The organism is Mycobacterium sp. E136 (assembly GCF_001666865.1).
Taxonomy (GTDB): Bacteria; Actinomycetota; Actinomycetes; order Mycobacteriales; family Mycobacteriaceae; genus Mycobacterium.
Genome location: NZ_LZJE01000147.1, coordinates 1 through 12,712, shown reverse-complemented (window position 1 = coordinate 12,712; position 12,712 = coordinate 1). Strand labels below are relative to the sequence as shown.

Genomic DNA, 12,712 nt, shown 5'->3' with positions numbered 1-12,712 from the left:
CGGTCGCACCGACAGCCAGGGACTGGATGTTGAAGCCGCGCCGCGAGAACAGCGATGCGACACGTGCCAGGACGCCCGGTTTGTCCTCGACGAGCACCGACAGCGTTTGGGTGGCGGGGGTGCTCATCAGGCGTGCCCTTCTTCCGGATCGTCGAACAGCGGTCGGATGCCGCGGGCGGCCTGGATTTCGTCGTTGCTGGTGCCGGCGGCGACCATCGGCCACACCTGGGCGTCCGCACCGACGATGAAGTCGATCACCACGGGGCGGTCGTTGATCTCGCGCGCCTGGCGGATCACATCCTCGACGTCTTCGGCTCGCTCACAACGCAATCCGACGCAACCGAGCGCCTCGGCAAGCTTGACGAAATCGGGGATGCGACGCGAGTGCGTGGCGAGATCTGTTTGGCTGTACCGCTCTTCATAGAACAGGGTCTGCCACTGGCGCACCATGCCGAGGTTGCCGTTGTTGATCAGCGCCACCTTGATCGGCGCACCCTCGACCGCACAGGTGGCCAACTCCTGGTTGGTCATCTGGAAACAGCCGTCGCCGTCGATGGCCCACACCTCGGCCTCCGGGCGGCCGAACTTGGCGCCCATCGCCGCGGGCACGGCATACCCCATGGTCCCCAGGCCGCCGGAGTTCAACCACGTCTTCGGGTTCTCGTAAGAGATGAACTGCGCGGCCCACATCTGGTGCTGTCCGACACCCGCGACGTACACCGCCTCGGGTCCGGCCATCTTGCCCAGCGTCTCGATCACGTACTCCGGCGAGAGGCTCCCGTCGCTCTGCGGCCCATAGCTCAACGGGTAGGTCGCCTGCACCCCGCGCAGGTACTCCATCCAGTTGTCGATCTTGATCGAGTCCGCGGCACCGTCGCGCTGCAGCGCCACGATCAAATCGGCGATGACGGCCTTGACGTCGCCCACGATCGGCACGTCGGCGTGCCGGTTCTTGCCGATCTCGGCCGGGTCGATGTCGGCGTGGATGACCTTGGCCTCCGGGGCGAAGGAATCCAGCCGGCCGGTCACCCGGTCATCGAAGCGGGTGCCCAGTGCGATCAGCAGGTCGCTGCGCTGCAGGGCGGCCACCGCGGACACCGTGCCGTGCATTCCGGGCATGCCCATGTTCTGCGGATGGCTGTCGGGAAACGCACCGCGCGCCATCAGCGTGGTGACGACGGGGATCCCGGTCAGTTCGGCCAACTCCAGCAGACCCTCGGTGGCCTCGCCGCGGATCACGCCGCCGCCGACGTAGAGCACCGGCTTGCGGGCGGCGGCGATCAGCTTCGCGGCCTCGCGGATCTGGCGGTTGTGCGGTTTGGTGTTGGGCTTGTAGCCGGGCAGATCCATTCGCGGCGGCCAGCTGAAGGTGCACTGACCCTGCAGCACGTCCTTGGGGATGTCGACGAGCACCGGACCGGGACGGCCCGAGGACGCGATGTGGAACGCCTCCGCGATCGCCTTCGGGATCTCGTCGCCGCTGCGCACCAGGAAGTTGTGCTTGGTGATCGGCATCGTGATGCCGGAGATGTCGGCTTCCTGGAACGCGTCGGTTCCGATCAGGCCGCGGCCGACCTGTCCGGTGATCGCGACCACCGGGATCGAGTCCATGTGGGCGTCGGCCAGCGGCGTGACGAGGTTTGTCGCACCGGGGCCCGAGGTGGCCATCATGACGCCGACCTTGCCGGTCGCGTGGGCGTAACCACTGGCCGCATGTCCGGCGCCCTGCTCGTGCCGGACCAGTACGTGGCGCAGCTTCTTGGAGTCGAACAGCGGGTCGTACACCGGCAGCACCGCGCCGCCGGGGATGCCGAAGATCGTGTCGACGTCGAGTTCCTCCAGCGACCTGATCACTGCCTGCGCGCCGGTCATCTGTTGCGGCGCAACGCGTTGCGTCGCCGCCGGCGCAGATTTCACCGCCGGTTTCTTGGCATGTCCGTCGTCGGGCACGGTTGCCGCCACCTGCTCCAGCGGTCGGGTTGTCGGTGCGCTCACGGTGTTCGTTCTCCTAAATCCTTCTGCGGATCTGTCTCTAGGGTCTCAAATTCGGTGGTCGGGCAAGAAAAAACCCCCGTCAGCTGGGCAGCTGTACGAGGGTCGCGCGTCGGTGCCGGAGTTATGCCCGAGTAAGGGCAGGCGCGGCATCGACGCGCTTCCCGATTACTACGAGCAACCCCAGGCCCTGCATAACCGTCGACGGTAGCCTCCGCACTGGTCACAGGTCAAATTGCGGCACGGTGCGAAGATGGCCGGGTGAGTCCCGAGGCCGAACCCGCCCCCGTCGTCATCCGCATCTCGCCCATGGCGCATTTCGCCGTCGCGTTCCTGGCGTTCAGCATGCTTTCGCTGGTTCTCGCGGGGCTGACCTGGGTGGCGGCCCTGCTCATCATTCCGATCGTGTTGTCGGTGTTCGTCGCCCGCTATCGCACGGTCGCCGACCGCGACCACGTGACCGCGCGCACGTTGTTCGGCAGCGAGACGGTCCAGTGGGACGACATCGACGGTCTGCGGTTCGGCAAGGGGCCGGCGGCCTACGCCCACCTGAAGGACGGCAGGGACCTGCGGCTACCGGCGGTGACGTTCGCGACGCTACCGCGGCTCACCGAGGCCAGCGGCGGTCGCGTACCGAATCCGTATTCGACGGATTAGGCAAGCGGGTTGCCGCCGTTGAGCAGCACCCAGATCGCGACACCGGCGCCCGCGCCGAGCACCAGCGCACCGAGCGAGCCGAGGAACGGCCGCCGCGCCCACCCGCGTCCGGCGTCGAACCCGTAGCGGCCGGGGCCGGTCAGCACCAGCGCGGCCACCGCGCACAAGAGGAACACCTTGTACTCGTGCCCGTCGGTCAGGAAGTCCGACAGCCGCGCTTCTTCGTGGGCGACCATCGCGTCGGCCAGCACGCCGGTCACCAGGTATGCCAGCGCGCCGGCGGCGGCGACCGGCGTGAAGAGACCGAGGATGAGCAGAACCCCGGCGGCGATCTGACCGGCGGCGCCGACGTAGGTCAGGATGTCGGCGTAGCGGAAGCCCATGTCGGACAGTTCGGCTTCCCAGCCGTTGAGTCCGGGACTGCCCCACAGCCCGAAGGCCTTCTGCAGGCCGTGACCGATGAACAGGGCACCCACGGCGAGGCGCAGCAGAAGAAGGCCGAGGTCGAGCGTGCCGCGACGGTCGGGGCCGGCCCGGAACGGATCGGGACCGATCTCCGAGGGTTCGGCGGAGTAATCGGTCAGCGCGTGCCGGCCGCTCGGCTGCACATACGGCAGTGGCTCGGGGTCGTTGAGCAGTCCGAACCCGGTCGAGACCGGTGCACCGCTGTTCGAGTCGTAGTGCGGGATCGCGGTGGTTTCGAAATCGCCTGCGTAGTTGGAGGTGGGCAGATCGTCTTCGGGGTCGACCAGGCTCGCCGACACGGGCCGCCCGGCCGCGTCGTCGGGCCGCTGCCAGGCGCGTGGGTCATTGGTATGACTGGTCACTCTGCCAGCGTAAGTGCTTGTCACCCGGTAGTCGGGTATTGGCGCGGTGCTTTCGGGGCCCTAATTCGCGGACGTCTCGCGGCGCCCTCGCGCGGGTGTGCGTGGCGCGCACGTCCGAATGATCCGTAACCTGGCTCGCATGAAACTGCGCCGGCCGATGCGGGGCGTGCTCGCCGTGTTGTGCGCGGCGTTGCTCGCGGCGTCGGGGTGTGCGCGATTCGACGACCTGCAGTCGCAGCCGTTCACCACCGAACCCGAGCTCGCACCGGGCCCCACGTCGACCCCGCCGCCACCGCCGCCGCTGCCCCCGACGCCGTTTCCGAAGGAGTGCCCGGCACCGGGCGTCATGCAGGGCTGCCTGGAAAGCACCAGCGGGCTGATCATGCTGCCCGACAGCCAGTCGGCGCTGGTCGCCGAGCGCACCACCGGTGTGGTCAAAGAGGTCTCGGTCCGCGCGGAACCGAAGGTGAAGACCACGCTGCCGGTCGACGGTTCGGGCGACGGCGGGTTGATGGACATCGTGCTGTCGCCGACCTACCAGCAGGACCGGCTGATGTACGCCTACGTCAGCACCCCGACGGACAACCGCGTCATCCGCATCGCCGACGGCGACATTCCCAAGCCGATCCTGACCGGCATCCCGAAGGGCGCGACCGGCAACGCGGGCTCGCTGATCTTCACCAGCCCGACGACCCTGCTCGTACAGACGGGCGATGCGGGAAATCCCGCCGACGCGGCGAACCCGGGGTCGTTGGCAGGCAAGGTGCTGCGGATCGAACAGCCCACCACGGTCGATCAGGCCCCGACGACGACCGCGCTGTCGGGTCTGGGCGCCGCGGGCGGCATGTGCATCGACTACTCGGACGGGTCGCTGTACATCACCGACCGCGCCGCCTCCGGCGACCGGTTGCAGCGCATCACCAAGGACTCCAAGACCTCGACGGTGTGGACCTGGCCCGACCGGCCCGGCGTCGCGGGTTGTGCCGCGCTGGACGGGTCGGTTCTGGTCAACCTCGTCAACACCAAGCAGACCGTCGCAGTGCGTCTCGCTCCCGAAACCGGTGCGGTGACCGGCGATCCCGAGGTGGTGCGCCAGGACCAGCACGGCCACGCCTGGGCGCTGGCGATGTCGCCCGACGGCAACATCTGGGGCGGCACGATCAACAAGACGGCGGGCGATGCCCAGAAGCTCGACGACGTGGTCTTCCCACTGTTCCCGCAAGGCGGCGGCTTCCCGCGCAGCCCGGCGGACAATACGTAACCACCTGCCCGCGCTCGAAACTGCGGCCAGGGCTGTGAATGAGCGTCGCCAACGACCCTGTGTGCAGTTTCGGCGCTAGTTGCAGGCCTCCAGCACGAGTTCGCGCACCCGCGCCGCGTCGGCCTGGCCCTTGGTGGCCTTCATGACGGCGCCGACGATCGCGCCCGCGGCCTGAACCTTGCCGCCTCGGATCTTCTCGACGATGCCGGGATTGGCGGCCAGCGCCTCGTCGACGGCGGTCTGCAGCGCCGAGTCGTCGCGCACGACTTCGAGTCCGCGGTCCTTCATCACCTGTTCGGGCTCACCCTCGCCGGCCAGCACGCCCTCGACGACCTGGCGCGCGAGTTTGTTCGACAGCTTGCCGTCGTCGACGAGCTTGACCACCGCCGCCACCTGAGCGGGCGTGATCGGCAGGTCGGACACCGCCACCCCATCTTCGTTGGCCTTCTGCACCAAGAAGTTCCCCCACCACGCGCGGGCCGCGTCGCTCGAGGCGCCCTCCGCCACGGTGGCGGCGATCAGGTCGAGCGCCCCGATGTTGACGAGGTCGCGCATCACTTCGTCGGAGATGCCCCAGTCCTGCTGAATTCGCTTGCGCAGCACCCACGGAAGTTCGGGGATGGTCGCCCGCAACCGCTCGATCCACTCGGCGTCTGGGGCAACGGGTTCCAGGTCGGGCTCCGGGAAATAGCGATAGTCCTCGGCGGTTTCCTTGCTGCGACCCGGCGAGGTGTAACCGTCCTCGTGAAAGTGCCTGGTCTCCTGGGTCACTCGGCCACCGGCATCGAGAACAGCTGCCTGGCGGCGCATCTCGTAGCGGACGGCGACCTCGACGCTCTTGAGCGAGTTGACGTTCTTGGTCTCGGTGCGGGTGCCGAACTCCTTCTGCCCGGTCGGTTTGAGTGAGACGTTGGAGTCGCAGCGCATCGATCCCTGGTCCATGCGGACATCGGAGACCCCGAGGCCGCGCAGCAGATCCCGGAGCGCGGTCACGTAGGCGCGGGCGATCTCGGGCGCGCGCTCACCGGTGCCCTCAATGGGTTTGGTGACGATCTCGATCAGCGGCACACCCGAACGGTTGTAGTCGATCAGCGAGGTCGTCGCGCCCTCGATGCGGCCCGTCTCGCTGCCGAGGTGGGTCAGCTTGCCGGTGTCCTCTTCCATGTGCGCGCGCTCGATCTCGACGCGCCAGGTCGTGCCGTCGTCGAGCGGCACCTCGAGATACCCGTTGATCGCGATCGGCTCGTCGTACTGCGAGATCTGGTAGTTCTTCGGCATGTCCGGATAGAAGTAGTTCTTCCGCGCGAACCGGCACCACGGCACGATCTCGCAGTTCAGCGCGAGCCCGATGCGGATCGCAGACTCGACGGCTTTCTCGTTGAGCACGGGCAGTGACCCGGGCAGGCCGAGGCAGACGGGACACACCTGGGTGTTGGGCTCGGCGCCGAACCTGTTGGCGCAGCCGCAGAACATCTTGGTGGCGGTCGACAGCTCGACGTGCACCTCCAGCCCCAGCACCGGCTCGTAGCGTGCGACGACGTCGTCGTAGTCGAGCAGATCGGCGGCGGATGCAGTGGTCATGACCCCGATCCTAGTAAGCGACCTCAGCCGAAGAACTCCGCGGCGTCGTCGTAGCGGCTCTGCGGAACCAGCTTCAGCTGACGGACCGCGTCGGCCAGCGGAACCCGGCCGATCTCCTGGCCGCGCAGCGACACCATCATCCCGTACTCACCCGCGTGCGCGGCGTCGGCGGCGTTGACGCCGAAGCGGGTGGCCAGCACGCGGTCGAAGGGCGTCGGCGTGCCGCCGCGCTGTACGTGCCCGAGCACGGTGACGCGCACCTCTTTGTTGATGCGCTTCTCCACCTCGAGGGCGAGTTGCTGTGCGACGCCGGTGAAGCGCTCGTGGCCGAACTCGTCGATGCCGCCCTGCCGCAGCTGCATCGTCCCCGCGGCCGGTTTCGCCCCTTCCGCCACCACACAGATGAAATGCGAATCGCCGCGCACGAAGCGCTGTTTGATCAGTCGGCAGACCTCTTCGACGTCGAACGGCTGCTCGGGGATGAGCGTCATGTGCGCACCGGACGCCAGCCCGGCGTTCAGCGCGATCCACCCGGCGTGGCGACCCATCACCTCGACGAGCATCACGCGTTGATGCGACTCAGCCGTGCTGTGCAGCCGGTCGATGGCCTCGCTGGCCACCCCGAGCGCGGTGTCGTGGCCGAATGTGACATCGGTGCAGTCGATGTCGTTGTCGATGGTCTTCGGCACGCCGACGACGGGCACGTTCTCCTCGGAGAGCCAGTGCGCGGCGGTGAGCGTGCCTTCCCCGCCGATCGGGATCAGCACGTCGATGCCGTTGTCGTCGAGCGTCTGCTTGATCTGGTCGAGCCCGGCCCGCAACTTCTCCGGATGCACCCGGGCGGTGCCCAGCATCGTGCCGCCCTTGGCGAGCAGGCGGTCGTTGCGGTCGTCGTTGGCGAGTTGGATGCGGCGGTTCTCCAGCAGGCCGCGCCAGCCGTCCTGGAAGCCGACGACCGACGAGCCGTAGCGAACGTCACACGTTCGGACCACCGCCCGGATGACCGCGTTGAGTCCTGGACAGTCGCCCCCGCCGGTGAGAACTCCGATGCGCATGACCCCATCCTCCCCGAGCGCGCGGTTGTTTGCGCCCTCTGTCGGCGTTTGCGTCCGTCAAACGGGCGTTCAGACCGCCGTCGACAGCGGTCCGCGCGCCGCCTCGTATGCCGCGCCGACGCGGTACAGCCGGTCGTCGGCCAGCGCCGGCGCCATGATCTGCAGACCGACGGGCAGATTGTCGTCGGGCGACAGACCGGACGGCACCGACATTCCGCAGTGTCCGGCCAGATTCAGCGGCAGCGTGCACAGGTCGAACAGGTACATCGCCAGCGGGTCGTCGACCTTCTCCCCCAACGGGAACGCCGTGGTCGGCGTCGCCGGTGAGATCAGCACGTCGACCCGCTGATAGGCCTCGTCGAGGTCGCGCGCGATCAGCGTGCGCACCTTCTGCGCCTGGTTGTAGTAGGCGTCGTAATAACCCGCCGACAACGCGTAGGTGCCGATCATGATGCGGCGCTTGACTTCCGGGCCAAACCCCGCGGCGCGGGTCAGCGCCATGACCTCCTCGGCGCTGTGAGTGCCGTCGTCGCCGACGCGCAGCCCGTACCGCATCGCGTCGAACCGCGCGAGATTGCTTGACACCTCCGACGGCAGGATCAGGTAGTAGGCGGGCAGCGAGTAGTCGAAGTGCGGGCAGTCCACCTGGCTGACCTCGGCTCCCAGCGCGGTGAGTTGTTCGACGGCGGCGTTGAACGACTCGAGCACGCCGGGCTGGTAGCCGTCGCCGCGCAGTTGCTTGACCACGCCGATCCGCAGGCCCGCGAGGTCGCCGGACGCGCCCGCGCGTGCGGCGCCGACGACGTCGGGCACCGCCGCGTCGACCGACGTCGAATCCTTCGCATCGTGGCCGGCGATCACCTGGTGCAGCAGGGCGGTGTCGAGAACGGTTCGGGCACACGGGCCGCCCTGGTCGAGGGACGAAGCGCAGGCGATGAGCCCGTACCGCGACACGGTTCCGTAGGTCGGTTTCACGCCGACGGTCGCGGTCAGCGCGGCCGGTTGGCGGATCGAGCCGCCGGTGTCGGTGCCGATGGCCAGCGGCGCCTGGAACGCGGCCAGCGCCGCGGCGCTGCCGCCGCCCGACCCGCCGGGGACGCGCTCGACGTCCCACGGATTGCGGGTCGGCCCGTATGCGGAGTTCTCGGTCGAGGACCCCATCGCGAACTCGTCCATGTTTGTCTTGCCGAGGATCGGCAGACCCGCCGCGCGCAACCGCATGGTGACGGTCGCGTCATACGGCGAGGTCCAGCCCTCGAGGATCTTCGACCCGCAGGTCGTCGGCATGTCGGTGGTGGTGAACACGTCCTTGAGCGCGACCGGGACGCCGGCCAGCGGCGAGGGCAGGTCCTCTCCGGCGGCGACGGCGGAGTCGACGCGCGCCGCCGCTTCCAGCGCACGCTCCTCGGCGACGTGCAGGAACGCGTGGTAGCGCTCGTCCGTGGCCGCGATCTGGTCCAGGTGCGCCTGGGTGACCTCGGTCGACGACACCTCCTTGGCGGCGATCTTCTCCCCGAGCGTCGCCGCGTCCATCCGAGTGAGGTCGCTCACTGCGCCTCCCCCAGGATCCGCGGCACCGCGAACCGGCCCTCGGCGGTTTTCGGCGCCTGATCGAGCGCCTCCTCCTGCGTCAGGCACGGCTCGACCGCGTCCGGCCGGAACACGTTGACGTCGGTGAGTGGGTTGCCGGTGGGTTTGACGCCCTCGACGTCGACGGACTGGATCTGGCTGACGTGACCGAGGATGGCGTCCAACTGCCCGGCGTAGCTGTCCAGCTCGTCTTCGCTCAGCGCGAGGCGGGCGAGGCGCGCCAGGTGGGCTACCTCGTCTCGGGAGATCTGCGACACGACAAGCAAGCCTAGTCACCACGGTTGCGGCCGCTGAGGCCGGAATGCCCACCCCGGCGCTCTGTGCAACAGTGTTGCGCGTGCCTACGTACCTGCTGCGGGTCCAGCTCGAGGACCGACCTGGCAGCCTCGGCTCCCTGGCCGTGGCGCTCGGGTCGGTGGGCGCCGACATTCTGTCGCTTGACGTGGTGGAACGGTCAGCCGGTTACGCCGTCGACGATCTGGTCGTCGAGCTGCCCGGGGGCGCGATGCCCGACATGCTGATCACCGCCGCCGAGCAGATCAAGGGCGTCTACGTCGACTCCATTCGTCCACACACCGGCCTGCTCGAGGCGCATCGCGAGCTCGAGCTCATCGACCACATCGCCGCGGCGGACCGCAAGAGCAGGCTGCAGGTGCTCGCCGACGAGGCCCCCAGGGTGCTGCGCGTGGGCTGGACCTCTGTGGTGCGGTTGACCGACAGCGGACCGGAACGTCTCGTCGGCAGCTCCGGCGCCCCCGAGACCCAGGTGGAAGAGACGCCGTGGCTGCCGCTCGACCACGCCGAGGCGCTCGACGGTGACGCCGCGTGGGTGCCGCAGGTGTGGCGCGACATGGCGACCACGCTGGCGGCTGCGCCGCTCGGGGACCCCCGCACGGCTGTCGTGCTGGGCAGGCCGGGCGGACCGCTGTTCCGGCCGTCGGAGGTCGCCCGGCTCGGCTATCTCGCGGGAATCGTCGCGACGATTCTGCGCTGAGGGTTCGCGCCGAAAACCGTTGCGGCGAAAGCCAATTCGTCAGCCGCCCGCCGGAACCGGCCAGCGGTCGTTGACGTCGGCGTTGGTGTCCTTGCGGGCGCAGTGCGCGCAGCAGAAGATCGCTTCCTCGGTTTCGATGCCGTGCCCGAGGATTCGGCACCCGCAGTGCGCACACTCCGGGGCCAGCTGGACGGCCGCGCACTCGACGCTGTCGAACGTCGCGCTGCGGCCGTCGGGCCACGTCACGGTGAACGCCTTGTCGTAGTCGTTGCCACAGGTATCGCAGATCGCCATCACAACTCCTTGTCGATTCGCCCAGTCGGGTGCCCCGTGGGCGGGCCGGACAAACGCGGAGCGCTCGGGCGAGCGGCGATCTCAGACCCCGTCGGGCCCGATCTCCAGCAGCCGGGCGAAACCGTCCTCATCGAGGATCGGCACCCCCAACTCGACGGCCTTGTCGAACTTCGACCCCGGCGAATCACCCGCGACCACGTACGCCGTCTTCTTCGACACGGAACCGGCTGCCTTGCCGCCGCGCGCGACGATCGCCTCCTTGGCCTCGTCGCGGGAGAACCCGGTCAGCGAGCCGGTGACGACGATTGACAGCCCTTCCAGCGTCCGCTCGATGCTGGCGTCGCGTTCGTCGGCCATCCGCACGCCGGCCTCGCGCCACTTGTCGACGATCGCGCGGTGCCAGTCGACGGTGAACCACTCAGTGACCGCGGCCGCGATCGTCGGGCCGACCCCCTCGACGACCGCAAGTTCGTCCTCCGAGGCGGCCATGACGGCGTCGAGGCTGCCGTACTCGGTGGCCAGCGCGCGGGCCGCCGTCGGCCCGACGTGACGGATCGACAGTGCGACCAACACCCGCCACAGCGGTTGCGATTTGGCCTTTTCCAGATTGGCCAATAGCCGTTTGCCGTTGGCCGAGAGCTGACCGTTCTTCGTGGTGAACAGATCCGTGCGCAGCAGGTCGTCTTCGGTCAGCGTGAACAGGTCGCCCTCGTCGGCGATGACACCGGCCTGCAGCAGCGCGGTGCCCGCCTCATAACCCAGACCCTCGATGTCGAACGCGCCTCGGCCCGCGACGTGAAACACGCGCTCGCGCAACTGCGCCGGACAGGATCGGGTGTTCGGGCAGCGGATGTCGGCGTCGCCCTCCTTGGCGGGCGCGAGCTTGGTTCCGCACTCCGGACAGTGCGTCGGCATCACGAACTCGCGTTCAGAGCCGTCGCGCAGATCGACGACAGGGCCGAGCACCTCGGGGATCACGTCACCCGCCTTGCGGATGACCACCGTGTCCCCGATGAGCACGCCCTTGCGCTTGACCTCCGAGGCGTTGTGCAGCGTGGCCTGGCTGACCGTCGAGCCGGCCACCTTCACCGGCTCCATCCAGGCGAACGGCGTGACCCGACCGGTGCGCCCGACGTTGACCTTGATGTCGAGCAGCTTGGTCTGCGCCTCCTCGGGCGGAAACTTGTAGGCGATGGCCCAGCGCGGCGCCCGCGACGTCGATCCGAGCCGGCGCTGCAGCGACACATCGTCGACTTTGACCACCACACCGTCGATTTCGTGTTCGACGTCGTGGCGGTGTTCGCCCCAGTACGCGATGCGCTCGGTGACCGCGTCGATCCCCTTGACCTGCGCGGTGTGCTCGGAGACCGGCAGCCCCCATGCCGCCAGGGCCAGATAGGCGTCGTGCAGGGTTTTGGGCCGGAACCCCTCGGCGTGGCCGACGCCATGGCAGATCATCCGCAGCTTGCGGCGCGCAGTGACGGCCGGGTTCTTCTGCCGCAGCGAGCCGGCCGCGCTGTTGCGGGGATTGGCGAACGGCGGCTTGCCGTCGGCGACCAGACCGGCGTTGAGTTCCTCGAAATCGGCCACGCGGAAGAACACCTCACCGCGCACCTCGAGAACCTTGGGCTGCGGGAATTCGTCGCTGTGCCTGAGCTTTTCGGGGATGTCGGCGATGGTGCGGGCGTTCAGCGTGACGTCCTCACCGGTGCGGCCGTCGCCTCGGGTGGCCGCCCGCTCCAGCCGGCCATCGCGGTACACCAGGGACAGGGCGACGCCGTCGATCTTGAGCTCACACAGGAAGTGCGCGTCCTGCAGCACGTTTGGGCCGATCTCACCCTTGAGCCGCCCCGCCCATGCGGCGAGCTCATCGGGTGTGAACGCGTTGTCCAGGCTCAGCATCCGTTCGAGGTGCTCGGCCGGGGTGAAATCGGTGGCGAAACCGGCCCCGCCCACCAACTGGGTCGGCGAGTCGGGGGTGCGCAGTTCGGGGTGGTCCTCCTCGAGGCCCTCCAGTTCGCGGAGCAGTGCGTCGAACTCGGCGTCGGTGATGATCGGCGAGTCGCGCACGTAATAGCGGAATTGATGCTCACGCACCTCGTCGGCGAGCTTCTGCCAGCGGCGACGCACGTCGGCGTCGGGGCCGTCGTCGGACTGCGCGGCCAGCGCGTCTTCGGCACGCTTGGAGGTCACCTTCGCAGGCTAACCGAGCGGCCCGACAGCACCGCACCGTTACCCTGACCCCATGCCGCACCCGATCATGTTCCGCGACGACGACCCGGTGCTGGCACGGGTACGGACGCTGGCGCTGTACATCGCGAACATCTTGGCGGCGAAAAATGCGGGCCGTCCGTGCGAGATCTTCTCGTAGGCCTCGGGAAACGACAGCGCCAGCGTCCGTACCCGTGCCAGCACCGGGTCGTCGTCGCGGAACATGATCGGGTGCGGCATGGGGTCAGGG

Annotated in this window: 12 protein-coding genes and 1 pseudogene; 3 read left to right on the top strand and 10 right to left on the bottom strand. The window is 68.6% G+C overall.

Annotated elements, in window-relative coordinates:
- Positions 1–127 (bottom strand): ACT domain-containing protein (locus A5698_RS09725; RefSeq protein ID WP_156670683.1); only part of this gene is annotated, 127 nt, incomplete at its 3' end.
- Complete coding sequence (locus A5698_RS09720) at positions 127–1,917, bottom strand: acetolactate synthase large subunit (RefSeq protein WP_231967366.1); 1,791 nt, start codon at positions 1,915–1,917, stop codon at positions 127–129. The genes A5698_RS09725 and A5698_RS09720, both read right to left, overlap by 1 nt.
- Positions 1,918–2,301: 384 nt before the next feature.
- Here A5698_RS09720 and A5698_RS09715 point away from each other — a divergent pair, with 384 nt between their 5' ends.
- On the top strand, positions 2,302–2,649 hold the full coding sequence (locus tag A5698_RS09715; protein WP_067092316.1) for a PH domain-containing protein: 348 nt from the start codon (positions 2,302–2,304) through the stop codon (positions 2,647–2,649).
- Here A5698_RS09715 and A5698_RS09710 read toward each other — a convergent pair.
- Positions 2,646–3,476, bottom strand: coding sequence for a DoxX family protein (locus A5698_RS09710; RefSeq protein WP_068295865.1), 831 nt, complete (start codon positions 3,474–3,476; stop codon positions 2,646–2,648). The genes A5698_RS09715 and A5698_RS09710 overlap by 4 nt on opposite strands.
- Before the next feature lie 139 nt (positions 3,477–3,615).
- Between A5698_RS09710 and A5698_RS09705 the strand changes: the two genes are divergently transcribed.
- Entirely contained in the window at positions 3,616–4,737 is a 1,122-nt protein-coding gene (locus A5698_RS09705) for a PQQ-dependent sugar dehydrogenase (protein WP_068295863.1), read from the top strand.
- A 75-nt stretch (positions 4,738–4,812) separates the two neighbouring features.
- Here A5698_RS09705 and gatB read toward each other — a convergent pair whose 3' ends face one another.
- From gatB to gatC, 4 genes are all read right to left on the bottom strand, one after another.
- Entirely contained in the window at positions 4,813–6,318 is a 1,506-nt protein-coding gene (gene gatB / locus A5698_RS09700) for an Asp-tRNA(Asn)/Glu-tRNA(Gln) amidotransferase subunit GatB (RefSeq protein WP_068295861.1), read from the bottom strand.
- 23 nt (positions 6,319–6,341) lie between these two features.
- Positions 6,342–7,373, bottom strand: a complete 1,032-nt coding sequence (locus A5698_RS09695) for an ATP-dependent 6-phosphofructokinase (protein WP_068295859.1) — start codon at positions 7,371–7,373, stop codon at positions 6,342–6,344.
- A gap of 69 nt (positions 7,374–7,442) precedes the next feature.
- A complete protein-coding gene (gatA, locus tag A5698_RS09690) occupies positions 7,443–8,906 on the bottom strand; it encodes an Asp-tRNA(Asn)/Glu-tRNA(Gln) amidotransferase subunit GatA (protein ID WP_068295858.1) in 1,464 nt (487 codons plus the stop codon).
- Between the two features lie 14 nt (positions 8,907–8,920).
- Complete coding sequence (gene gatC / locus A5698_RS09685; protein ID WP_068295857.1) at positions 8,921–9,220, bottom strand: Asp-tRNA(Asn)/Glu-tRNA(Gln) amidotransferase subunit GatC; 300 nt, start codon at positions 9,218–9,220, stop codon at positions 8,921–8,923.
- Between the two features lie 80 nt (positions 9,221–9,300).
- Here gatC and A5698_RS09680 point away from each other — a divergent pair, with 80 nt between their 5' ends.
- Positions 9,301–9,957 (top strand): ACT domain-containing protein, encoded by a 657-nt coding sequence (locus tag A5698_RS09680; RefSeq protein ID WP_067092318.1) that lies wholly within the window; start codon positions 9,301–9,303, stop codon positions 9,955–9,957.
- Positions 9,958–9,996: 39 nt separating this feature from the next.
- Here A5698_RS09680 and A5698_RS09675 read toward each other — a convergent pair whose 3' ends face one another.
- The 3 genes and pseudogenes from A5698_RS09675 to A5698_RS29375 all read right to left on the bottom strand — a co-directional run.
- Complete coding sequence (locus tag A5698_RS09675) at positions 9,997–10,251, bottom strand: metallothionein (RefSeq protein ID WP_064416829.1); 255 nt, start codon at positions 10,249–10,251, stop codon at positions 9,997–9,999.
- Positions 10,252–10,332: 81 nt separating this feature from the next.
- A complete protein-coding gene (gene ligA / locus A5698_RS09670; protein ID WP_197506730.1) occupies positions 10,333–12,417 on the bottom strand; it encodes an NAD-dependent DNA ligase LigA in 2,085 nt (694 codons plus the stop codon).
- 126 nt (positions 12,418–12,543) lie between these two features.
- A pseudogene (locus A5698_RS29375) lies at positions 12,544–12,702 on the bottom strand (MmcQ/YjbR family DNA-binding protein); the annotation flags it as partial.
- Between the last annotated feature and the right edge of the window lie 10 nt (positions 12,703–12,712).